The sequence below is a fragment of the Kitasatospora fiedleri genome (assembly GCF_948472415.1).
Lineage (GTDB): Bacteria > Actinomycetota > Actinomycetes > Streptomycetales > Streptomycetaceae > Kitasatospora > Kitasatospora fiedleri.
Genome location: NZ_OX419519.1, coordinates 5,991,037 through 6,012,514, shown reverse-complemented (window position 1 = coordinate 6,012,514; position 21,478 = coordinate 5,991,037). Strand labels below are relative to the sequence as shown.

18 protein-coding genes are annotated in these 21,478 nt (G+C 74.4%); 6 read left to right on the top strand and 12 right to left on the bottom strand.

Annotated elements, in window-relative coordinates; translation table 11 throughout:
• Positions 1-10 precede the first annotated feature (10 nt).
• Together rpmG and QMQ26_RS27265 are read left to right on the top strand one after the other, a co-directional pair.
• Complete coding sequence (rpmG, locus tag QMQ26_RS27270; RefSeq protein ID WP_100839970.1) at positions 11-175, top strand: 50S ribosomal protein L33; 165 nt, start codon at positions 11-13, stop codon at positions 173-175.
• 245 nt (positions 176-420) lie between these two features.
• A complete protein-coding gene (locus tag QMQ26_RS27265) occupies positions 421-2,877 on the top strand; it encodes a phosphocholine-specific phospholipase C (RefSeq protein ID WP_282203026.1) in 2,457 nt (818 codons plus the stop codon).
• 253 nt (positions 2,878-3,130) lie between these two features.
• Here the strand turns inward: QMQ26_RS27265 and QMQ26_RS27260 are convergent, their stop codons facing one another.
• From QMQ26_RS27260 to QMQ26_RS27250, 3 genes are read right to left on the bottom strand one after another with little or no spacing between them, the layout of a single operon-like run.
• Positions 3,131-3,508: a hypothetical protein gene (locus QMQ26_RS27260; protein ID WP_282203025.1), complete on the bottom strand. Its 378-nt coding sequence runs from the start codon at positions 3,506-3,508 to the stop codon at positions 3,131-3,133.
• Complete coding sequence (locus QMQ26_RS27255) at positions 3,505-4,503, bottom strand: ROK family protein (RefSeq protein ID WP_100839973.1); 999 nt, start codon at positions 4,501-4,503, stop codon at positions 3,505-3,507. The genes QMQ26_RS27260 and QMQ26_RS27255 overlap by 4 nt, the downstream gene beginning before the upstream one ends.
• The gene (locus QMQ26_RS27250; RefSeq protein WP_282203024.1) at positions 4,500-5,411 is read right to left on the bottom strand and encodes an SIS domain-containing protein; all 912 of its coding nucleotides are present in this window, start codon (positions 5,409-5,411) and stop codon (positions 4,500-4,502) included. Before QMQ26_RS27250 ends, QMQ26_RS27255 begins: the two co-directional genes overlap by 4 nt.
• A 404-nt stretch (positions 5,412-5,815) precedes the next feature.
• Between QMQ26_RS27250 and QMQ26_RS27245 the strand changes: the two genes are divergently transcribed.
• Positions 5,816-7,621, top strand: a complete 1,806-nt coding sequence (locus tag QMQ26_RS27245; RefSeq protein ID WP_282203023.1) for a ricin-type beta-trefoil lectin domain protein — start codon at positions 5,816-5,818, stop codon at positions 7,619-7,621.
• Between the two features lie 82 nt (positions 7,622-7,703).
• Here the strand turns inward: QMQ26_RS27245 and QMQ26_RS27240 are convergent, their stop codons facing one another.
• From QMQ26_RS27240 to QMQ26_RS27210, 7 genes are all read right to left on the bottom strand, one after another.
• On the bottom strand, positions 7,704-8,594 hold the full coding sequence (locus QMQ26_RS27240; RefSeq protein ID WP_282203022.1) for an anchored repeat-type ABC transporter permease subunit: 891 nt from the start codon (positions 8,592-8,594) through the stop codon (positions 7,704-7,706).
• Positions 8,591-9,304, bottom strand: a complete 714-nt coding sequence (locus QMQ26_RS27235; protein WP_282203021.1) for an anchored repeat-type ABC transporter ATP-binding subunit — start codon at positions 9,302-9,304, stop codon at positions 8,591-8,593. The genes QMQ26_RS27240 and QMQ26_RS27235 overlap by 4 nt, the downstream gene beginning before the upstream one ends.
• Before the next feature lie 37 nt (positions 9,305-9,341).
• A complete protein-coding gene (locus tag QMQ26_RS27230; RefSeq protein WP_282203020.1) occupies positions 9,342-10,244 on the bottom strand; it encodes a TIGR03773 family transporter-associated surface protein in 903 nt (300 codons plus the stop codon).
• Positions 10,241-11,791: an anchored repeat ABC transporter, substrate-binding protein gene (locus QMQ26_RS27225; RefSeq protein WP_282203019.1), complete on the bottom strand. Its 1,551-nt coding sequence runs from the start codon at positions 11,789-11,791 to the stop codon at positions 10,241-10,243. Before QMQ26_RS27225 ends, QMQ26_RS27230 begins: the two co-directional genes overlap by 4 nt.
• The gene (locus QMQ26_RS27220) at positions 11,788-13,575 is read right to left on the bottom strand and encodes a TIGR03773 family transporter-associated surface protein (RefSeq protein ID WP_282203018.1); all 1,788 of its coding nucleotides are present in this window, start codon (positions 13,573-13,575) and stop codon (positions 11,788-11,790) included. Before QMQ26_RS27220 ends, QMQ26_RS27225 begins: the two co-directional genes overlap by 4 nt.
• A 62-nt stretch (positions 13,576-13,637) precedes the next feature.
• Positions 13,638-14,288: a choice-of-anchor M domain-containing protein gene (locus tag QMQ26_RS27215; protein ID WP_282203017.1), complete on the bottom strand. Its 651-nt coding sequence runs from the start codon at positions 14,286-14,288 to the stop codon at positions 13,638-13,640.
• An 11-nt stretch (positions 14,289-14,299) separates the two neighbouring features.
• A complete protein-coding gene (locus QMQ26_RS27210; RefSeq protein WP_282203016.1) occupies positions 14,300-15,001 on the bottom strand; it encodes a choice-of-anchor M domain-containing protein in 702 nt (233 codons plus the stop codon).
• A gap of 201 nt (positions 15,002-15,202) precedes the next feature.
• Between QMQ26_RS27210 and QMQ26_RS27205 the strand changes: the two genes are divergently transcribed.
• On the top strand, positions 15,203-16,348 hold the full coding sequence (locus QMQ26_RS27205; protein ID WP_282203015.1) for a choice-of-anchor M domain-containing protein: 1,146 nt from the start codon (positions 15,203-15,205) through the stop codon (positions 16,346-16,348).
• Positions 16,349-16,452: 104 nt separating this feature from the next.
• Here QMQ26_RS27205 and QMQ26_RS27200 read toward each other — a convergent pair whose 3' ends face one another.
• Both QMQ26_RS27200 and QMQ26_RS27195 read right to left on the bottom strand, forming a co-directional pair.
• Complete coding sequence (locus QMQ26_RS27200; protein ID WP_282203014.1) at positions 16,453-17,862, bottom strand: hypothetical protein; 1,410 nt, start codon at positions 17,860-17,862, stop codon at positions 16,453-16,455.
• Between the two features lie 202 nt (positions 17,863-18,064).
• Positions 18,065-18,895 (bottom strand): aldo/keto reductase, encoded by an 831-nt coding sequence (locus QMQ26_RS27195; RefSeq protein ID WP_282203013.1) that lies wholly within the window; start codon positions 18,893-18,895, stop codon positions 18,065-18,067.
• Between the two features lie 214 nt (positions 18,896-19,109).
• Here QMQ26_RS27195 and QMQ26_RS27190 point away from each other — a divergent pair, with 214 nt between their 5' ends.
• Both QMQ26_RS27190 and QMQ26_RS27185 read left to right on the top strand, forming a co-directional pair.
• Positions 19,110-19,775: a TetR/AcrR family transcriptional regulator gene (locus tag QMQ26_RS27190; protein ID WP_282203012.1), complete on the top strand. Its 666-nt coding sequence runs from the start codon at positions 19,110-19,112 to the stop codon at positions 19,773-19,775.
• A 7-nt stretch (positions 19,776-19,782) separates the two neighbouring features.
• Entirely contained in the window at positions 19,783-21,300 is a 1,518-nt protein-coding gene (locus QMQ26_RS27185; protein ID WP_282203011.1) for an MFS transporter, read from the top strand.
• Positions 21,301-21,478: the final 178 nt, after the last annotated feature.

The following is a 21,478-nucleotide window of genomic DNA, read 5'->3' as shown; positions in this document are numbered from 1 at the left end:
GAGGACCCCCATGGCACGCAACGAACTGCGCCCGATCGTCAAGCTCCGCTCCACCGCCGGAACCGGCTACACCTACGTCACCCGCAAGAACCGCCGCAACGACCCGGACCGGCTGGTCCTGCGCAAGTACGACCCGGTCGTCAAGCGGCACGTCGACTTCCGCGAGGAGCGCTGACCTCCGCCGACTCCCGCGCCACGCACGCCCGGCACCCCGGCCGAGGACCGTCAAGTCCTCGGCCGTGATGACGGGTTCCCTTGACACGGGCTGCCGTCACCCGCACAGTTTGCGCAAAGGTGCGTGATTGAGCGTCCAATCACGCACCTTTGCTCAGCAGGTGGGCGACGGCCGCCCCCCGTTCCTCCGGCCTCCCCACCGTGCCCGTCGTCGTCGACAGCCCGACCGCGAGGAGTCAGCCCCCCATGTCACCCTCCCCCCACATCAGCCGCCGCGCCGTCCTGTCCGGCGCGGCCGGCGCGGCCGGTGTCGCCGCCACCGGCGCGCTGCCCAAGGTCCTGCGCGACCTGCTGGCCACCCCCGTCCCGGCCGGTACCGGCACGATCGCCGACGTCAAGCACGTGGTGGTCTTCATGCAGGAGAACCGGGCCTTCGACCACTACTTCGGCGCCCTGCGCGGCGTGCGCGGCTTCGGCGACCGCAACGCGGTCACCCTGCCCGGCGGCAAGCCGGTCTGGTACCAGCCGTCCACCACCCACCCGGACGGGTACATCCTGCCGTTCCGGATGAACACCGCCGCCACCAGCGCCGTCTGCGCCTCCGCCCCCGCCATGAACTGGCCCACCGACCTGGGCATGTACAACGGCGGCCGGTACGACGGCTGGAACACCGCCCGCACCCCCGGCCTGGGCATGGGCCACTTCGCCCGCGGCGACCTGGACTTCTACTACCAGCTGGCCGACAACTTCACCGTCTGCGACCAGTACTTCTCCTCCACCCTGACCCAGACCAACCCCAACCGGCTGCACGTGTTCACCGGCACCAACGGCGGCTCGGTCGGCCAGGCCAACGTGATGGACAACACCGAACCGGCGGCCGGCTTCACCTGGACCACCTACGCCGAACGCCTCCAGGCCGCCGGGGTCAGCTGGCGGGTCTACCAGCAGAGCGACAACTTCGACGACAACGCGCTGGCCTGGTTCGTCGCCTTCAAGAACGCCAAGGCCGGCCAGCCGCTGTACGACCGCGGCATGGCCACCGTCCCCGACCTGGTCAAGGCGTTCGGCGACGACCTCGCCGCCGGCACCCTCCCCCAGGTCAGCTGGATCGTCGCCCCCACCGCGCTGTCCGAGCACGCCAACTACCGCCCCGCGGCGGGCGAGGACCTCACCGCCCGGCTGCTGGCCAAGCTGGCCGCCCACCCGGAGGTGTGGGCGAACACCGTCTTCCTGCTCAACTACGACGAGAACGGCGGCTTCTTCGACCACGTCCCGCCGCCCGCCCCACCCGCCTCCGACACCGACGGCCTGTCCACCGTCGCTACCACCGGCGAGATCTCCGGCGGCCAGCCGGTCGGCCTCGGCTTCCGCGTCCCGATGACGGTCATCTCCCCCTGGACCCGCGGCGGTTACGTCTGCTCCCAGGTCTTCGACCACACCTCGGTGCTGCGCTTCTGCGAAAAGGTCTTCGGCGTCGCCGAACCCAACATCAGCCCCTGGCGCAAGGCCGTCACCGGCGACCTCACCTCCGCCTTCGACTTCACCTCCCCCACCACCGCCTGGCCCGCCCTGCCCGACACCAGCCGCTACGTCGCCGACGCCGCCACCCAGTGCTCCACCCTGCCCGCCCCCGCCGTCCCCGCCGTGCAGTCGGTGCAACTCCAGGAGGCCGGCCACCGCAAGGCCCGCCCGATCCCATACGCCTTCGAGGCCAAGGGGCGCGTCACCCCCGGCGCCTTCTACCTCGACCTGGCCAACACCGGCGCCGCCGGCCAGTGCGTCTACCTGTACGCCAACGCCCACCGCACCGACGGCCCCTGGCGGCACACCGTCGAGGCCGGCAAGACGCTCACCGACTACTTCGTCGCCGGCACCCCCACCGGCGCCTACGACCTCTCGCTCCACGGACCCAACGGCTTCCACCGCCGCTTCCGCGGCAACCGCGTCACCGCCACCACCAGCGGCAACGCCAACCCCGAGGTCACCGCCGCCGTCGACGGCCCCGGCGGGACGCTCACCCTCACCATGAAGAACAGCGGCACCGCCGCCTGCACCGTCACCGTCACACCCAACGCCCACCGCACCGACGGGCCGTGGACCTTCCCGCTCGCCGCCGGCGCCACCGCCACCAAGACGCTCGACCTCACCGCCGCCGGCCGCTGGTACGACCTCACCGCCACCGCCGACACCGCCGACGCCTTCCTGCGCCGCTTCGCCGGCCACGCCGAGAACGGCCAGGAGTCGATCAGCGACCCGGCCGTCGTCGGCGCCCTGCCCGCCACCGTCTCCTACGCCGACAGCCAGGAGACCTCAGCCGAGAACGGCGCCGCCGCCAACGTCCTGGACGACGTCCTCTCCACCAAGTGGCACACCAGGTGGAGCGGGACCGCCGCCCCACTGCCGCACGAGATCCGCTTCGACCTCGGCGCCGCCAGGTCCGTCAGCGGCCTGTCCTACCTCCCCCGGCAGGACGGCGGCGTCAACGGCCGCGTCGGCCGGTACGAGGTGTCCACCAGCACCGACGGCACCACCTGGAGCGCCCCCGCCGCCACCGGCACCTGGGCCGACGACGCCCTGCCCAAGCGCGTCGACTTCACCCCCCGCACCGCCCGCCACGTCCGGCTGCGCGCCCTCAGCGAGGCCGGCAACCGCGGCCCGTGGACCTCCGCCGCCGAGATCCGCGTCCTGGGCACCGACAACTGACGTCCCCGCGACGGGACTCCCGGCGGGACGCGCCGGAGCGCTGCCGGTGGTTCGCCCGCACGGTGCGGGGAACCGCCGGCAGCGCCCTGCGGTGGATGGCCTGCCGACCCTCGGCGGCCGCCATCCGTGTCCGGCCCGGGCTTCGGGAGGTTGGCCGTCGCATCATCGGAACGATGCTCCCGGCCCGAGCCGGAGTCAACTGGCGATACGGACAACGGAGTTGCCGGATACCGCGGGCACCGCGGCGAGCCGGTCAGCGGGCCGCGTCCAGCACCGCGAGCAGACGGGCGACCTCGGCCGCAGTGGCCTCGCGGGCCGGGCCGAGGTACCTGCGGGTGTCGACCAGCGCGGCGACCAGCGCGGCGATCAGCGCGGCGATCAGCCCGAAGTCCAGCGCGGCGTCGCGGGTGAGCACCGCGTGCGCGCTGCCGACGGCGACCGCCGGGCCGGTGACGGCCGGGTCGGTGTCGGCCGGGTCGGTACCGGGCCCGCGCAGCGCCCGGGCGACGTCGACGTCCTTGCCGCCGGCCCGCGCGGCCACCTCCGGCACCCGGGTGCCGGCGCCGGGCGCGAACCGTTCGACCCGGTGGGTCGCGTCCGGCGCGGGGTTCGGCGCGGCGTTCGGCGTCACGGTGAGGATCGCGCCGCACCTCCCGGCGGCCGGAGCCGGTCGGCGGTTGTCCGTCCGGCCGGGCGGCGCAGCAGGTCCTGTGCGAGCAGGCCCGCCCCCAGGCTGCCCGCCCGGTGGCCGAGCCGGGCCCGCACCAGCTCGGGGCGGGACTGGAAGGTGAGCCGCTCCGCCACCGCCGTCCGCAGCGGGTCCAGCAGGGCGGCACCGGCCCGGGCCAGTCCGCCGCCGATCACCACCCGTTCCGGGTCGACCAGGGTGAGGGCCGTGACCAGGCCGTCGGCCAGCGCGGACACCGCCTCCCGCCACACCCGTCCGGCGGTCTCGTCCCCCGCGCCGGCCCGCTGGAGCACCTGTTCGGCGGGGACGTGCTCGTCCGCCGGCAGGCCGGCCAGCTGCCGGTAGCGGCGGGCCACGGCCGAGGCGGAGGCGACCGCCTCCAGGCAGCCGCGCCCGCCGCACCCGCAGGGCGGCCCGTCCGGGCGGACCACCAGGTGGCCCACCTCGCCCGCACCGCCGTGCGCCCCGGTCAGCGCCCGCCCGTTCACCACCACGGCACCGGCGATGCCGGTGCCGACCGGCACGAAGAGGAAGGACCGCAGTCCGCGTCCGGCGCCGAGCCGGGCCTCGGCCAGACCGCCGGCCCGCACGTCGTGCCCGAGGGCCACCGGCAGGCCCAGTTCCTCCTCGGCCCACTGCCGCACCGGCAGGTCGCGCCAGCCCAGGTTGGCGGCGTACCGGCAGACCCCGGCGTCCTCGTCGACGATGCCCGGCACGGCGATCCCCACTGCGGCCGGTCGGAACCGGCGGACCAGGCGGCCCGCCAGGCCGAGCACGTTCTCCAGTGCCGCGTCCGGGCCGCGGTCGGCCCGGGTGTCCGCGCTCTCGGCGTGCAGCACCGACCTGTCGGCGGCCAGCACGGTCGCCTTGATGTGCGTGCCGCCGACGTCCAGCGCGACGACCTGGGCCGGGCCGGCGGCCGGGTGGCGGACCCTCACGGGGTGTCCAGCACGATGGAGCGGGTCAGGTTGCGCGGGTGGTCCGGGTCGTGGCCCCTGGCCTCGGCGAGCGCGACGGCCAGCCGCTGGGCGCGCACCAGTTCGGCCAGCGGGTCGCGCCGGCCAGAGGCGACCCGGGCGCCGGTGGCGGCGATCCGGTCCGGCAGGCCGGCCGGGGGATCGCCGAGGAACCAGACCAGGCTGTCCGGGCCGCTGACGCTGATCGGTCCGTGGCGGTACTCCATCGCCGGGTAGGACTCGGTCCAGGCCCCGGCGGCCTCGCGCAGCTTGAGCGCCGCCTCGTTGGCCAGCCCGACCGTCCAACCGGCGCCGAGGAAGGTGAACTGCCCGGCGGCCAGGGCGTCTTCGGGCAGCTCGGCGGCGATGGCGGCGGCCGCCTGCTCGGGCAGGTCGGCCGGCGTCAGGCCGAGGCCGGTGCGCAGCAGCACCAGCGCGGTGGTGGCGAACCGGGTCTGGACCACCGAGCGCTCGTCGGCGAACGAGAGGTCGACCAGCGCGTCGGCGGCGGTGGCGACCGGGGTGGCGGGATCGCCGGTGACGGCGGTGGTGGGGAGGCCCGCGGCGCGGGCCCGGGCCAGCGCGGCCAGCACCTCGGTGGTGGTGCCGGAGCGGGTGATCGCCAGCACCCGGTCGTAGCGGCGGTCGGCCGGGTACTCGGAGGCGGCGAACGCGTCGGTCTCGCCCGCGCCCGCGGTCTCGCGCAGCACGGCGTACGCCTGGGCGACGTAGAGCGAGGTGCCGCAGCCGACGACGGCCACCCGCTCGCCCGGGGCCGGCAGCGCGGTGGTCTCGACGGCCATCGCCCGGCGCCAGCACTCCGGCTGGCTGGCGATCTCGGCGGCGACGGCGGTCGCGGCAACGGCGGTCACGGCAGCGACATCAGTCATGGGACGGCCCTTCCAGGGCGGACCGCACAGGCGGCCAATGATTGAAGGTGATTGATTTATAGCCCTATCGAGCACAAATGAGCAATGCTGGCCAGCGGACGGACTGTCCGGCACGCCCTGGACGTTCACGCCCGGGTCGACGCCGCCAAGATTCCGCTTCGGTCGCGACCCCTTGACATCGCCCGCCACCGCCAGCACAGTTTGCGCAAAGGTGCGTGCTGGAGCGCCGAAGCAAGCACTTTCACTCACGACGAAGGCCGGCCGCCCGCCCCCGGTGCTCCCGGCGTCCCCACCCCACCGTGCCCGTCGTCCCAGTCGTCCCCGTCGTCGAGAACAACCGCCCGCACACCCCCTCGGGCCCGCCGACCCACCGGAACGGCCCGTCCCCCACAGGAGGTTCCCCCATGCAGTGGAGCAGGAGAACGGCCGCGGCCGCGACGACGGCAGCCGTCGTCGCCGCACTCGCCGTCAGCGGCGCGCCCGCCGCCCAGGCCGACCCGGTCGCCGCCAACACCAGCACCGCCATCGGCGTCAAGCCGCTGATGGGCTTCAACAACTGGGCTCGCTTCACCTGCGCCGCCCAGGCCCGGCTGGACGGCACCCGGACCGGCTACTCCTTCCAGCAGTTCATGCAGGACCAGGCCAAGGCGATGAAGGACACCGGCCTGGTCGCCGCCGGCTACACCAACCTGACCGTCGACGACTGCTGGATGCAGCGGACCTCCGCCGGCTACCTGCACGGCGCCGCGACCTGGGGCGGCAGCAGCCAGCCCGGGTTCGACTGGGAGCTGACCGACTACGCGTCCTACGTCCACGGCCAGGGCATGCAGGCCGGCCTCTACACCACCTCCGGGGTGAACACCTGTCAGGGCGTGCCCGGCGGCATCATGGGCCACGAGCAGGCCGACGCCAACTCCCTGGCGTACTGGGGCGTCGACTCCATCAAGCTCGACAACTGCGGGACGAACTCCACCAACCGGCAGACCGAGTTCACCGCGTTCGCCCAGGCCCTCGGCACCGCCACCGCGAACAAGGACCGCAAGATCCTCTTCAACGAGTCGGCGCCGGCCGGCTACGGGCCGACCTCCGCGGCCAAGTACGAGACGATGGACTGGGTCCGGGGGCTCGGCCAGATGTGGCGGGTCAGCCCCGACATCAACGTCTGGCACAGCGCGACCGCCTCCGCGTGGGACTCCCCGCACGCCGCGGACTGGTACGAGGGCGGCGTGCTGCAGAACTTCATCGACACCGTCGGCCTGGCCCGCTACAACAGCCCGGGCAACGCCAACGACGCCGACATGCTGCTGATCGGCGACAACAACCAGCTCACCCTCGCCGAGCAGCGCAGCCAGTTCGCGCTCTGGTCCGCGATGGGCTCCCCCCTGATGATCAGCACCGATGTCCGCAAGATGGCCGCCGACCCGACCACCTACGCGCTGCAGCTGGGCATCCTGAAGAACGCCGACCTGATCGCCGTCGACCAGGACGCGCTGGGCGCCGGCGGCTACCTCGCCTCCCGCGACAACGCCGCCACCACCGCCGGGATCGACGTCGTCGTCAAGCCGCTGGCCGACGGCGGCCGGGCCGTGGTCGTCCTCAACAAGAACGCCACCGCCACCAGCTACACCCTCGACCTCGGCCGGATCGGCTTCCCCGGCTCCTCCTGCGCCCACCCCGTCCGCGACCTGTGGACGCACACCGACTCCAGCGCCACCGGCTCCCTCACCACCACCATCGGCAGCCACGACAACGCCGCCTACCGGATCTCCCCGGGAACCTGCGGCGCCGCCGTCCCGACCGGCCAGATCACCGGCGTGCAGAGCGCCTTCCAGGCCAGCCCGCTCTGCCTGGACGCGTACAACGGCGCCACCACCGGCGCGAAGGTCGCCCTCTACGCCTGCCACGGCACCTCGAACCAGCAGTGGACCCGGCGGGCCGACGGTCTGATCGCCTCCTACCAGAACACCGGGCTGTGCGTCTCCGGCGCCTCCTCCGGCCTCACCCTGGCCGCCTGCAACGGGTCCGACCCCCAGCAGGTGTGGACCTACAACCGGTCCGGCCAGCTGCGCCAGGCGACCGGCGTCTGCGTCGACGTCGCCGGCACCGGCCTCGGCACCAACACCAGTGCCACCGTCGCCACCTACACCTGCGGCAGCCACCAGCCCAACCAGACCTGGAGCGCCCCCTTCGCCACCCCGCCCTCGTCCTGAGCGGCTGACCGGCTGACCGGCCCCGCGCTGACCTGCCCCGCGCTGACCTGCCCCGACCCCGGGGCGGCCGGCCCGGGGCCGGTCAGCTCGGGGCCCGGACGGCGGCGGCGGTGGCGGTGGCGGCGGTGCGGCGGCGCAGGCCCGCCAGCAGGCCGTGCCGCGGGGCGAAGGTCCAGCAGAGCAGGAAGACCGCCGTCGCCACCAGGACGATCAGCCCGCCCGCGGCGAGGTTCCCGGCGTACGACAGGTACAGGCCGGTGAGCGAGGAGCCCGCGCCGATCGCCGGGGCGAGGACCATCATCACGCCGATCCGGTCCGTCAGCAGCCGCGCGCACGACGCCGGGGTGATCAGCAGCGCGAGCACCAGGACGTTGCCGACCGCCTGGAGCGAGATCACCACCGTCACGGTGACCAGCGCGTAGAGCACCGCGTCCAGCAGCAGGACCGGCAGGCCCGCCGCCCGGGCGGTCTCCCGGTCCAGGCTGACCGCGACCAGCTCCTTGTGCAGCAGCAGCGCCACCGCGACCAGGACCGTCCCCGCCACCGCCACGGTCAGCACGTCCCCGTCGCTGATGCCGAGGATCTGCCCGAACAGGAAGGACTCCAGCGAACCGCTGTAGCCGGGCGCGGTGCTGAGGACCACGATGCCCAGGCCGAACGCGGCGGCGAAGAACACGCCGATCACGCTGTCCTCCTTGAGCCGCCGGTTCTGCGAGAAGACGGCGACCGCCAGCGCGGTGGCCAGGCCCGCGACCGCGCCGCCCAGCACCAGGCTGGTGTGCAGGACGAAGGCGATCGCGACGCCGGGGAAGACGGCGTGCGAGACGGCGTCGCCGATGAAGGCCATGCCGCGCAGCACCACGTGGCTGCCGACCACGCCGGCGACCACCCCGGACATCGCCGCGACCAGCAGCGCCCGCTGCATGAAGACGTGCTGCCACGGGTCGGTGAGGAAGGCGAGGACGGCGTTCACCGCTCCACCCCCAGGGAGTGCAGCAGCTGGTCGGTGCGGGTCACGCCGAACGTCCGCAGCCAGACCTCCGGGTCGCGCAGCCCGCCAGGGGCGGCGTCGGCGACGACGGTCCGGTTCAGCAGGCAGAGCCGGGTGCAGGCGTCGGCCGCCGCGGGCAGGTCGTGCGTGGTCATCAGCAGGGCGGTTCCTTCCGCGCGGAGACGGGCGAAGAGCACGGTCAGCAGGTCCTGGGTCGGCACGTCGAGGCCGGTGAACGGCTCGTCCAGCAGCAGCAGTCCGGGCCGCAGGGCCAGCGCGCGGGCGACCAGGACGCGCTGGCGCTGGCCGCCGGAGAGCTCCCCGATCGGGCGGTGCCGCAGGTCGGTCAGGTCCACCCGCTCCAGCGCCTCGTCCACGGCGGCCCGGTCCGCCGCCCCGGGGCGGCGCAGCCAGCCGATCCGGTGGACCCGGCCGCTCATCACGGCCTTCTCCACCGAGAGCGGGAAGTCCCAGGCGAACTCGTGCCGTTGCGGCACGTAGCCGACGCTGCCGCGCCGCCGCTCGGCCGGCGCGCCGTCCAGGGTGACGGTCCCGGCCCGGACCGGGATCAGGGCGAGGACGGCGCGCAGCACGGTGGTCTTGCCCGCGCCGTTGGGCCCGATCAGGCCGACCAGCTCCCCGGCCCGGACGGTCAGGTCCACGTCGTGCAGGACCTCCCGACCGCCGAGCATGACTCCCAACCCGCTTATTTCCAAGGCGATCTGACGGTTAGTCACTTCGGGTTCCCTTCACGCGGCGGCGCACCGGCACCACCATCGCCCCGGCGGCCAGGACGATCACCGCACCGCCGCCCACTGCCCACGGAATCCACGGCTTCCGGGCCGCTCCAGGCGCCGCCGTCTCCGTCGGTGCCGTCGGTGCCGCCGGGGTGTCCGGCGCGGCCGGGAGGGCCGAGCGCGGGTCCTGCGGGCCCACCGAGAAGTGGAGGACGGTGCGGGCGTCGTGGGTCTGCCCGTCCAGGGTCCTGGCGGTCATCCGGATGCCGAGCAGGTAGCTGCCCGGGGCGGTGAACGCCCAGTTCCCGTGGACGTGGCTGTTGGTCTCGATGCCGGTCTCCTGCGGCAGCGGCCGGGCGCTGTCGAAGACCTGCTCGGGCGTGCCGAAGCTCCCGTTCAGGAAGAGCGTGAAGCGCCCCGGGCCGCGCACCGACTCCAACTGCCAGGTGACCTCGCGGTCGACAGTGTGGATGACGCTCGGGTCCTGGCTGTTCCAGCCCGGCCACAGGACGCCGTGCTGCTGCACCTGGGGCAGCAGCCAGACCTGCGTGCCGGAGGTGCCGAGGAAGGCGAACGCCGGGTCCGCCGGCACCGTGACGGCGGCGGCGTCCACGGCCTGGAGCACCACCCGGTCGGGGTCGCGCCACACGGGGGCGGGGCCGCTGTCGTCCCGGATGCCGATGGTCCAGCGCCCCTGCTCGAAGCGCGGCCCGAGGTCGACGTGGCCGTCGGCAATGACGGTCGGCGCGTCGGTACCGGCGGTGCCTCCGGTGCCGTCCGTGCCGTCGGGGCCGTCGGCCGCTGCGGCGAGGGGGACGGACGGGCCCGCGGCGAGCAGCACGGCGGCCAGGGCGGCGGCCGCGAAGGCGCGTACGGTGCGGCGGGCGGCGGTCACGGGGCGCCTCCGCCCAGGCAGGAGAGCAGTTCGTCGGCGTTGTGGCGCATCATGTCGGTGTAGTGGCGGACGTGCGCGTCGAAGGCGTCGCCGTACAGGGTGCAGACCCGGACGCCCTGGTCCTCGGCGACCTGGGTGAGGACGGCCGCGCGCCGGGCGAGGTTGGGCTCCGTGAAGACGGCCGGGACCTTCAGGTTGCGGATGGTGGTGGTCAGCCGCTGCACGTCGTCCGCGCTGGGTTCCTGCGCCGGGTTGGGGACGACGAACCCGGCCACGCTCAGCCCGTACGCCCGGGCGAGGTAGCCGAAGGCGTCGTGGGTGGTGATCAACTGGCGGCGGTCGGCGGGTATCCGGGCCACCTGGGCGGACAGGTGGGCGTCCAGCGCGTCCAGCTCCTCGCCGTACCGGCGGGCGTTCTCCGCGTAGGCGTCCGCCCCGCCGGGATCGCGCCGGGCCAGGGTGTCCCGGATCAGCTGGACGTACGCCTTGGCGTTCTCGGCGTCCTGCCACAGGTGGGGGTCGATCTCGCCGTGGACGTGCTTGCCGAGGACCGCCTGCGGCAGCTGGTGGACGGGCGTGCCGGGCGGCCCGAGGAAGGCGAAGGCCGGATTGTCGGGCACCTTGTCGAGCGCCTTGTTCGGGACGTCGATCACCACTTGGTCGGGCGGCAGCTCCTCCTGCTGCCCGTCCCCGGCCCGCAGGTCGGTGTAGGCGGAGAGCGCGCCGGTGTCGAGGTTGACGGTCAGGTCGGTGTGGCCCTCGTCGATGACGGTGTCCTGCGGGCGGGCGACGCCGTGCGGGTCGACGCCGACGGCGAAGGTGAAGGTGCCGGTGCCGAGTTCCTGCGCCGGGCCCTGCGGGTTCTTCAACCGGGCGCCCAGCGTGAGGTGGTAGACGCCGGGCGCGGTGAACGCCCAGTTCAGGTGGGTGTGGGCGGCGGGCGGCAGCGAGGTGGTGTCCTTGTCGTCCAGGCCGTCGCCGGAGTCGAAGTACACCTGCGGCCGGCCGAGCGACTCGGTCAGGTAGGCGACCAGCCGGCCGGGGCCCTGCACGTCGGTGGCGGAGAGCAGCACGTCGGAGGATCGGGTCGCCCCGCGCGCCGCGCCCTCGCCGCGCACCCGCAGGCCGAGCCACGGGACGTCCAGCCCGATGTTCTCCACCAGCGGGATGACGTGCGCGCCGTACGCCTCGGCCGCCTCGGCGAGCGAGACGTTCGGCGAGCCCGCGGGGGCGTTGGCGTCGATGGTCTTGATCAGGGCGTGCTCCTCCAGGAGGAGGTGATTGGTGAAGGTCACGTCGGCTTCGGCGACCTTCGCCGCGTCCCTGGGGGTGGGCTCGTAGGAGTGCGGGTCGCCGCCGGGCGGGACGATCGAGTCCACCCGGACCCGGTCGCTGCCGACCTGGCGCACCAGGTCCGCCAGGATCTCCGTGGTGGTCACCACCCGGAGCCCGCCGCCGGACCCGCCGGGGGTGTCCTCCGGCCCGCAGGCGGTCAGGGCGCCGAGCAGCAGGGCGCCGGCCCCGAGCAGGGCGGTGGGGCGTTTCATCGCTGGTCGCTCCGGGAGTTCGAGGAGTGCCGGTGGTCGTCGGTGGCGGTCGGGACGGGGCCCGGCTTGGCACGTCGACGGCCGACGGCGGTGATCAGGCCGCCGCCGAACAGGAGCAGCGCGCCGGAGACGGTGAGCGGGACGGTGGCGGCCGGGCCGGTCTGGGCGAGCGCGCCGGGGGTGCCGGTGCCGCCACCCGCCGTGCTGCTGCGGGTCGTCCCGCCCGTGGTGGTACCGGTCCCGGCGGACGCGGTGCTGCCGCCCGTGTCGGGGGTCGAGGTCTGGCCGTCCCCGACGGTGAAGGTGTACGTGCGGGTGTCCGTGACCGCCTCCCCGGTGGCGAGGTGCCCGCCGAGGGCGAAGGTGAGTCGGTAGGTGCCGGCCGCGCCGAACCCCCAGTTGGCGTGCGCGTGGACGCCGAGGTCGACCGGGTGGCGGTCGGGCAGGCCGTCGCGGCTGTCGTACAGGACGGTGGCCCCGCCGAGACCGGCGGTCTGCCAGATCGCGACCGTTCCGGGGCCTTCCACCCCGGTCAGCGCCAGCTCCAGGGGGCCGGACAGCGGGCCGGAGGCCAGCGCCTCGGTGTTCCAACCCGCCCACACCACACCGGGTTTCTGCACCTGCGGGACCAGCCAGAAGGTGCTGCCCGGCGCACCGAGGAAGGAGTAGGCCGAGCCCGCCGGGACCTGCTGCCGGGCGGCGTCGTTGACGTGCACCGTCACCGCGGAGGGCTCCCGCCAGACCACGGCGTCCGGGCTGCGGCTGTCCTTGAACAGCAGCCGCAGCCGCCCGTCCACCCACTGGCCCGCCAGCGCGTCCACGTGGCCGTCGCCGATGGTGACCGGCGCGGTGGCGATCTCCGCCCCGGGCAGCGACGCGGGTCGCAGGGCGCGGGCGGCCGACGGCGGGGCGGGCGCGCCGGTGGGTCCGCCGGCGGCGGGTCCGGCGGCGGTGGGCCCGGCGGCGGCGGGCGCAGGTGCGGGTACGGGCGCGGCTGGGGCGGACGGTTCGGCGGTGGGCGGTTCGGCGGTGGGCGGCTCGGCGGTGGGCGGCTCGGCGACGGTGGCGTGCACGTGGACCGTGCGGGTCGCCGCTCCCCCGCCGGACAGGGCCGCCTCGGCGGTGAGGTCGAAGTCGTACACGCCGGGGCTGGTGAACGCCCAGACCAGGCCGCCCCGGGCGGCGGGTGCCAGGGCCGCGGTGTCGGGCCGGGCGTCGGCGCTGTCGAGGAGCAGGAGCGGCCCGGGACCGAGCTCGGGCTCGGGCTCGACCTGGGTACCGATCGAATCTGCTTCCCCTGGAGCCGAGTTGAGGCCGTCCGGGTCTTCGGTTCCCGCCGGTCCGGTGGTGTAGGCGATCACCGCGCCGGGGCCCCGCACCCGGCCGAGGGAGAGCGAGAGGCCGGGCGGCGCGAGGTCGGCGGCGATCACGGCGGCGGTGTCCCAGTGCGGGCCGTCCTGGCCGCCGTCCGCGCCGAGCCGCCACAGCGGCGTGCCGGGCGGGCCGAGGAAGGCGGGGGCGCCGTCCGGGACGGTGGACCGGTCGGCCGGTCCGAGGGTGAGCAGTCGGGTGTCGGCGTCCGGGCCGCCGGTGGCGGGTGCGGGGGTGCCGACCGCGAGGTCGAGGTCGGGCCCGGTCAGGGCGAGGACGAGGTCGGCGCCGCCGCTCGGGGTGGCGGCGCCGACCGGCGCGTCCGGGAGGGCGGCGTGCGCGCTGCCGGCGGCCCAGAGGACGGCGAGGGCCGATCCGGCCGCCGCCGCCCGGGCGGCCCGTGAACTCTTCATGCTGGTCGCGACTCCTGGGTCGGTGGGCTGCGGCCGTCCGGGCCCGGACCGGGCCCGCCGGGTCAGGCGTTCAGGACGTGGAAGGTGTACTGCTGCGGGGCGGAGGTGACGGTCTGTCCGGTCGCGGCGAGGACGCCGCTGACCTTGAAGGTGACCAGGTACGTCCCGGCCGCGTCGAAGCCCCAGTTGGCGTGGGTGTGCGCCCCGGCGGCGACGGTGACGCTGTCGGGCAGGCCGTCGTCGCTGTCGGCGAGCTTGGTGGGCGTGCTGCCCGCGGCGGTGTAGACGCTGAATCCGGCGGGGCCGCTGACGGCGGTGAGCTGGAACGTCACCTGGTTGCCCTGGAAGACCCCGGCGGGGACGTCGGTGGCGTTCCAGCCGGCCCAGAGCAGGCCCGTGGTCTGGCTCTGCGGGAGTATCCAGGCGGTGCCGCCGGTGCCGAGGAAGGACCAGGCGGGTGTGCCGGGCACGTTGGTGTGCTTGGCGGCGAGCGGGACGTCCAGCACGACGTCCGACGGGGCGCGGTCGACCGCGGTGCCGGTGGTCGAGTCGAGCAGGTCGAGGGTGAGCGTCCCGCCGCTGTAGTCGATGTCCAGCACGTCGACGTGACCGCTGGAGAGGGTGACGGTGGTGGCGTGGGCGGAGGTGGAGACGCCCGTGACCAGTGCCGCGGCGAGCAGCAGGGAGCCGAGTGCCTTGGTGGGTGCGCGCATGGCGGCCGTCCTCAGTTCTTGATCTGGAAGGTGTAGGTGACGGTGCGCGAGCTGACGGTCTTTCCGGTGGTGGCGAGCCTGGCGTCCGTCTTGACCCTCAGCGTGTAGGTGCCGGGCTTGGAGAAGGCCCAGTTGGCGTGGGTGTGGTCGCCCGCGTGCAGGGTGACGGTGTCGGGCAGGCCGTCGCCGCTGTCGACGAGCACGGTCTCGGGCGCGCCGAACACGTCGTCGGTGTAGACGGCGACCTTGCCGGGGCCCTGGACGGACAGGAATCGCACGTTGACGGCGTCGTTGCTGAAATCGCCGGTGGACAGCTCCTCCGCGCCGAACCCGGCCCAGAGCAGACCCGGGTTCTGCACCTCGGGCAGGAGCCACACGGGCGTGCCGGCGGCGCCGAGGAAGGCGTACGCGGAGCCGGCCGGCACGGTCGTCCCGGCGGCGGGCAGGGCCTTCAGGATGACCTCTTCGGGGGTGTACTCGACCTCTTCGGTGCCGCTCTCGTCGTGGACGCCGATCTCCAGGTGGCCGTTCTCGTAGCCGAGGCCGACCACGTCCACGTGGCCGTGGTCGAGCACGGTCACGCAGGTGGCGGAGGCGGGGTCGGCGGCGGCCAGGGTGGCGATCAGGGCGCCGGCGGCGACGAGCAGGCGGGCGGGGCGAGGGGCGGGACGGTGGCCCGGACGGCGGGCGGGGCGGCGCACGGGATGGCGCACGGAACCTCCTTCGGTGGAGCCCTCGTTGGGCTCGACGGCCGAAACGGTAACCATTTTCATTTTCATCTGCAAGGGACGGCGGGCGAGTTGAAGACCACGCCGGGACCTTGTTGGAAATGATGTTCATATCGGATAAGGTCTACCTCCTCCCGCCCCGCCCGGCCCCGCCCCCTGCGGCGCCGCACCGAAAGGAGGGCCCGCGTGAAGGGCCCCAAGTCCCTTGCCGTCCACCTGACTTCCGTCACCGCCCTGGCCGTCGCGGCCCTCCTCACCGGCGCCCCCGCCGCCCCCGCCGCCCCCGCCGCCGACACCCCGGCACCGCCGTCCAGCACCGCCCGGCCGGCCCTCGCCGACACCGAGGAGCCCGTCCGCACCGAACGGACCGTCATCGACTCCGGCCACGTGGACGCCGTGTCACCCCGGATCGCCGACGGCGCGTTCCGGAGCCTGCTGCTCGACGACCGCGACGCCCGCGCCCCCGTCTGGCGCACCCCCGAGTCCGTGATCCTGCACCTCACCGAAGCCGGCGCGCTCCATCTCACCGCCGACACCACGGGGTACGAGTTCCTGGGCGCGCCCGGCGACACCGTCTACTGCGTCCCGCAGACCCAGGACCCCGCCGTCATCTGGACCGGCTGGAGCACCCAGTCCTTCGCCCCCGGCGACGTGAACGGCGACCTGACGCTCACCCTGGACGCGGTGGACGGGCCCGGAAAAGTCGTGCTCTGGGAGTGGTCCCCGTTCGGCGAACCCGAGACGGTCCTCGACAGCCGGGCCGGCCTCCCCGCCCACTACCCCGTCCCCAGCAACACCCACCAGCACGCGAACTGGGCCTTCACCGCGCCCGGCGTCTACCGACTCACCTTCACCTGGAGCGCCGACCTGAACGGCCGCGGCCCGGTCAGCGACAGCTCCGTCTACACCTTCGCCGTCGGCGACCTCGACACCTCCACCGTCCCGCTGCCCGGTGACCTGCCGAGCCCCTCGCCCTCGCCCTCGGTGTCGGCGTCACCGTCCTCCTCGCCGTCACCGTCGCCGTCGCCGTCGCCCTCCGCAGGCGTGAGCGCGAGCCCCAGCCCCAGCCCCAGCCCCACGGCAAGCGCGAGCGCGAGCGCGAGTACGACTCCGGACCCGAGCCCGGCCTCGCCCCGGCCCTCCGTCTCCGCCGCCACCCGGGCCCCGGCCCCGGTGAGCATCCCCGGACCGGCCACCGCCACCACCGCCACCGCCGGACAGCTGGCCTCCACCGGTTTCCCGCTGACCCCCGTCCTCGGCACGGCCGGACTCCTGCTCGCCGCAGGAGCAGCACTTCTGACGGTTCGCCACCGCACCCGCCGCCCGGACTGACCCGGCCCGTACCTCCTCACCCGTGCGTCCGCGCCTCCGCGCCTCCGCGCTCCGGCCCGTCCGGTCCCGGCGTTCCGCCGGACGGGCCGAACAGCGGGCGGCCCTCAGCGGCGGGCGCGGCGGCCGGTGCCCCGGCGGTTGACGAGGAAGAGGGCGGCGCCGATCAGCAGGGCCGCGACGGCGCCCAGGGTCAGGGGCAGCGTGGAACCGCCGCCGCCGGTCTGGGCGAGGCCCCGGCCGTCGGTGGCGGTGGCGGCGGGGGCGGGGCTGGCGGAGTCGGCGGGGTCGGCGGCCTGGTGGTCGGGGTTCTCGGCCGAGAGCGGCCCCGGTGCGGCGCCGGAGGGCGCGGGCTCGGCGGTGGCGGCGGGCTCGGCGGCCGTCGCGGCGGGCTTGGCGGCGGCCGGGGCGGTGGTCTTCGGGGCGGCGTCGGCGCCGAGCCGGATTCGGATGTCGGCCCCGGTGTCGCTGGTGCCGACGACGCTGACGGACAGGTGGGCGGCGTCGTCGGTGAGAGCCGGGCCGTTGACGTCGAGGGAGTTGTTGGCGGCCTTCTTCTGCTGGGCGGTGTTGCTGATCAGGACGGCGTCCTTGTAGTTGCCCTTGGTGACGCGGTAGACGGCGACGCCCTGGGGCACGTCCACGTCCGGGGTGCCGGGGTCGGGGGTGCGGTACTCGACGACGACGCGGTCGCCGCCGGTGCCGAGCGGGAGGTCGATCGCGCGGGTGCCGCCGGTCCCGGGGGCGTGCAGCGGGGTGAGGTGGACGCTGGTGCCGGCCGTCGGGGTGGTGGTCTGCTGGGCGGTGAGCCACTGGAGCGAGAGGAGTTCGGGGGCGCTGAGGCCCTTCTTCTCGCCGCCGCCGCCCATCGGGGTGCGGTGGCTGTACTCGTCGGCGGTGCAGCCGGTGGTGAAGGTGCCGGCCGGGCAGACCTGGCGTTCCTGGTGCTGGAAGCCGAGGTTGTGGCCGATCTCGTGGATGATGGCGGCGCCGTCGTCGACGGCCCCCTCGTGGAACCAGCTGTTGGGGCCGGAGACCGAGCCCAGCCCCCACCAGTTGGAGCAGAAGTCGGAGTGGAAGACGACGGAGATGTGGTCGAACGGCACGCCGGCGATGGCCTTGCGGGCGAGTTCGTTCATCTTCCCGTTGTCGCAGGCGGCGGAGTCGTCCATGTCGATGGTGAACGGGCCGAAGACCCCGTCGCCCTTCGCGGGGACCACGCTCATCCGGCCGCCGGAGTTCCTGGCGTAGTAGGAGGCGAGCGAGGTGCTGCCGGTGCCGAAGAAGTTCCGCACGGCGTCGGCCCGGGTCTTGGCGGCGTCGGTGAGCGCCTTGTTGCGGAAGTTCACCAGCACCACGGCGTGGTGGTCGACGCTCGACGGCTCCGGCGCGGCCACGGCCGGCGCGGCGAGCAGGAGGGGGCCGGCCAGGAGGGCGCTCGCGGTGAAGGCGGCGAGCAGCGGGGCGGTCGCGGACGCGGCGGTCGCGGGACGGGCCGACTGGGGGCGCTGAACCATCGGGGTGGATCTCCTTGCACGATCGGCGGGGCGGCGGATCTCGGCGCCGGACGGCGGCCGGACCGGTCGGGAGACGGGAGCGGTCCGATCCGCTCCCACCCACCCGCGTCCTAGGAGATCCACGGGACGCCCTCGCATCACAGGAATCCGCCACCGACTTGAACAGTCCGGCCGCGCGGTGCCCGCTGTCCGCCGTCGGAGGTCAGAACTCCTCGTGGGAGTCGGGGTCGCCGCCCAGCCGCTCGTGCGGCCGGTCGGCGATCCGGGCCATCTCCTCGGCGGTCAGCTCGAAGCCGAAGAGGTCCAGGTTCGCGCGCTGGCGTCCGGGGTCCGCGGACTTGGGGATCGGGGTGGCGTCGAGCTGGGTGTGCCAGCGCAGCACGGCCTGCGCGGGGGTCACGCCGTGCGCCCGGGCCACCGCGCCGACGGCGGGGTCGTCGAGCAGCGTCGAGCCGCGGCCGAGCGGGCTCCAGCTCTCGGTGCGGATGCCCAACTTCGCGTGGAAGGCCCGCAGTTCGTCCTGCGGCAGCAGCGGGTGCAGTTCGACCTGGTTGACCGACGGCAGGACGCCGGTCTCCCGGTGCAGGCGCTCCAGGTGCTCGGCGGTGAAGTTGGAGACGCCGATCGAGCGGACCAGGCCGTCGTCCCGGAGCTTGATCATCGCCCGCCAGGAGTCCACGTACCTGTCCACCCGGGGCAGCGGCCAGTGGATGAGGTAGAGGTCCACGTACTCCAGGCCGAGCCGGCGCCGGGACTCCTCGAACGACGCCAGCGTCTCCCGGTAGCCGTGGTGACGCCCGGGCAGCTTGGTCGTCACCACCACGTCCGGCCGGGGCACGCCGGAGCGGGCCAGGCCGCGCCCCACACCGGTCTCGTTGCCGTAGTTCACGGCGGTGTCGATCAGCCGGTAGCCGGTCTCCAGCGCGCCGGCGACGGCCCGCTCGGCCGCCTCGTCGTCCAGCGGGTAGGTGCCCAGACCCACCCCGGGAAGCTTCGTACCGTCGTTCAGCGCGTGCACGGGGGCACTGGTCACGAGTCCACTCCTTGTCGTCGGTCGTCCCTCGCCGCCGGCCCGCGGGACGGGGCGGACGGTCGCGGTGTCCCCCTTCGCGTACCCGCGGCGGCGACCCGTCGAAGCCCGGCTTCACCCGCCTGCGCGGCGGAGACGGAACGGGTCCGGCCGCCCCTCGGGAATGCGGTACGATTCCGTTCCGGAACTGATGCGTACCGATTGAGGAGGCGGGCAGGTGGGCCTTCCCGTGGACCCCGGCACCGACGGCGCCGCGGCGCAGCGAGCGGACCACCGCGGCGGGCGTCCCAGGGACCCGTCCCGGGACGACGAGCTGTGCCGGGCCGCGCTGGAACTGCTGGCCGAGATCGGCTACGAACGCCTGTCGATCGACGCGGTGGCGGCCCGCGCGCACGCCGGCAAGGGCGCGGTGTACCGGCGCTGGTCCGGCAAGGCGGAGCTGGTCGTCGACGCCATCGAGCGCCTCAAGGGCCCGCTGGCGGAACCGGACACCGGCTCGCTGCTCGGGGACCTGGAGGAGATCGCCCGCGCGTTCGCCGAGACCGGCAGCGTCTTCGAGACCCGGGTGATGGTCGGGCTGATCTCCGCCGTGCTGCAGGACGAGGTCCTGCGCGAGGTGTTCCGGCGGCACTTCGAGAAGTCCCGCCGCCAGGTGTTCGAAACCGTCTTCCGGCGGGCGGTCGAGCGGGGGGAGGTCCCCCCGGAGCGCGACCTCGAACTCCTGGCCGGCCTGCTCCCGGCCCTGATCCTCCAGCGGGTGCTCCTGTACGGCACGCCACCGGACCACGCCTTCGCCCGGCGGGTGATCCACGAGGTGATCCTGCCCCTGGCCACCGCCCCGGCCCCCTCCCCCGCCTCCTCCCCGACCCGATGCGACAGGTGATCTCCTGATGTCCTCCCCGACGGCCGCCGCGACGGCCCCCCTCGATCCACGGCGCTGGAAGGCGCTGGTGTTCATCTGCCTGGCCCAGCTGATGGTGGTGCTCGACGGCACCATCGTGAACATCGCCCTGCCCTCGGCGCAGCGCGCCCTGCACTTCTCCGACGGGAACCGCCAGTGGGTCGTCACCGCGTACGCGCTGGCGTTCGGCGGGCTGCTGCTCCTGGGCGGCCGGATCGCGGACAAGTGGGGCCGCCGGCGGGCCTTCCTGACCGGGCTGGTCGGCTTCGCCCTGGCGTCCGCGCTGGGCGGGGCCGCGGTCAACACCGGCATGCTGCTGGGCGCCCGCGCGCTGCAGGGCGTGTTCGGCGCGCTGCTGGCGCCCGCCGCGCTGTCCCTGCTCACGGTGATGTTCACCGAGGGCAAGGAGCGGGCCAAGGCGTTCGGCATCTACGGCGCCATCTCGGGCGGCGGCGCGGCCGTGGGCCTGCTGCTGGGCGGCGTGCTGACCGAGTACGCGAACTGGCGCTGGACGCTGCTGGTCAACGTCCTCATCGCCGCGATAGCGATCACCGGCACCCTGATGGAGGTCCGCGAGCCGGCCGGCAGCCACAACCAGGCCCGGCTGGACCTGCCGGGCGCGCTGCTCGCCTCCGGCGGCCTGGCCTCGCTGGTGTGGGCGTTCAGCCGCGCCGAGAGCGACGGCTGGGGGTCGGCGACGACGGTCACCCTGTTCGTCGCGGCGGCCGTCCTGCTGACCCTGCTGGTCGTCGTCCAGCAGCGGGTGAAGGCGCCGCTGCTGCCGCTGCGGGTGGTGCTCGACCGCAACCGGGGCGGTGCCTACCTCTCGCTGGGCATGGCCGTGGTGGGCATGTTCGGGCTGTTCCTGTTCCTGACGTACTACCTCCAGGTGGTGCTGGACTACAGCCCGGTGATCTCCGGCGTCGCCTTCCTGCCGATGGTGGCCGGCATGATGACCGGCTCCACCCAGATCGGCGCCCGCCTGATGACCAGGGTCGCCCCCCGCTTCCTGATGGGCCCCGGCTTCCTGCTCGCCTCCGGCGCGCTGGTGATCCTCGCCCAGATCAAGGTCGACAGCTCGTACGCGGCCGTGCTGCTGCCGGGGCTGTTCCTGATGGGCCTGGGCATGGGCACCGCGTTCATGCCCGCCATGAGCCTGGCCACCCGCGGCGTCAAGCCGCAGGACGCGGGCGTGGCCTCCGCCATGGTCAACACCTCGCAGCAGATCGGCGGCGCGATCGGCACCGCCCTGCTGTCCACCCTCGCCACCAGCGCCACCGCGGACTACGCCGCCGACCACGCCCGCGAGGCGACGACGCCCACCGCCGGGCACCTGCTCCAGCTCCAGGCCATGGTCCACGGCTTCTCCACCGCCATCTGGTGGGCGGCCGGCATCCTCGCCCTGGCCTCGGTCACCGCGTTCACCCTGATCAACACCGGTCACCAGGGCAAGGACGGCCGGCAGGGCAGCTCCGACGAGGAACCGGTGCTGACCGTCGTCCACTGAGGCCCCTCCCCGGACCCGTTCCGGCAGCCGACGCCCGCCGTCCGCCGCCGGAACGGGTCCGTCGTTCCGCCGTGATCGCTAAGCTGCCGGAACGGCAGTGCGACGATCGCGGAGGAACGGTTTGCCAGGCGAGTGGATCAGGGTGCCGGTCGGCGCGGATTCCGCACGGTGGACCACC